1 pseudogene is annotated in these 1,112 nt (G+C 61.1%); it reads left to right on the forward strand.

The features are described from left to right. The first annotated feature begins 75 nt into the window (after positions 1-75). Positions 76-1,057: pseudogene (locus NKH71_RS33315) on the forward strand (IS5 family transposase). The last annotated feature ends 55 nt before the right edge of the window (positions 1,058-1,112 follow it).

Here is a 1,112-nt window from a genome sequence, read left to right on the forward strand (position 1 = left end):
CGGCGTTGGTGCACGGATCTTTTATTGGTGTGGGTTTAGGCAAGCGGTAACCGCAATAGCCTTTGTAGCGTAGCCATGCCTTTCAAACACAATGCCAGCCGCCGCCATCATGTTGAGAAGATCACGTTCAGGGTGACGAACTGGCCAGAATATGAGGCAGGACTTCGTCATCGCGGCAGTTTGACCCTGTGGGTGACGCCGGAAGCCCTGTCCAGGTGGCAAGCGCCAAGACACGTGGCGGCCAGCACCGCTATTCTGATCTGGCGATCGAGACCACCTTGACGCTGGGCCTTGTGTTTGGCCTGCGGCTGCGCCAGGCAGAAGGCTTGCTGGAATCGGTGCTGCAACTGATGGCGCTGGCGCTTGCTGTCCCCGATCATACCACCCTGAGCCGTCGGGCGCGGACATGGCAATCGCCCAACAAACGGCATGATCGCCAGGTTCCGCCGGAGGGACCAGTGCATGTTCTTGTCGACAGCACCGGCCTGCAGGTCTACGGCGCGGGTCAGTGGCTGGAGGAGAAGCACGGCGCCAGATCCCGTCGCAGTTGGCGCAAGCTGCATCTGGCACTGGATGCCGACAGCGGCGAGATCATTGCCCATACCCTGACTGATCAGGACACTGGCGATGTCTCTCAAGTTGAGCCACTACTTGACCAGATTGGCGGTCCGATCGGACAGTTTACTGCTGACGGCGGCTATGACGGAAAACCGACTTACGACGCAGTCATCAATCACAGCGCGGCTGTCGCCATCGTCATTCCGCCTCGTGTCAACGCGGTCGAACCATTCGACGATAGACCTGCCGGCCAAAGGGACCAGCATATCGCCGCAATCGGCAGAGACGGCCGGATGAAATGGCAGGTCTCCAACGGTTATGGCAAACGCTCGCTGGTCGAGACCGCCATGGGGCGATACAAGTCCACCATCGGGCGGCGTTTGCGGGCACGGTCGCTTCCCTTCAGCAGACCGAAGTCGCCATCGGCTGCGCCGTCCTCAACCGCATGCTTGCCTGCGCACGCCCGAAATCCGCCCGCCGCAAGGCGGCCACGGCATAGTCTGCCGCTTCAAAGATCGACATCCGCTCAAGTCCGGACCGATGCACCAACGCCC

It is taken from the genome of Mesorhizobium sp. M0983 (assembly GCF_040318975.1).
Classification (GTDB): Bacteria; Pseudomonadota; Alphaproteobacteria; order Rhizobiales; family Rhizobiaceae; genus Mesorhizobium.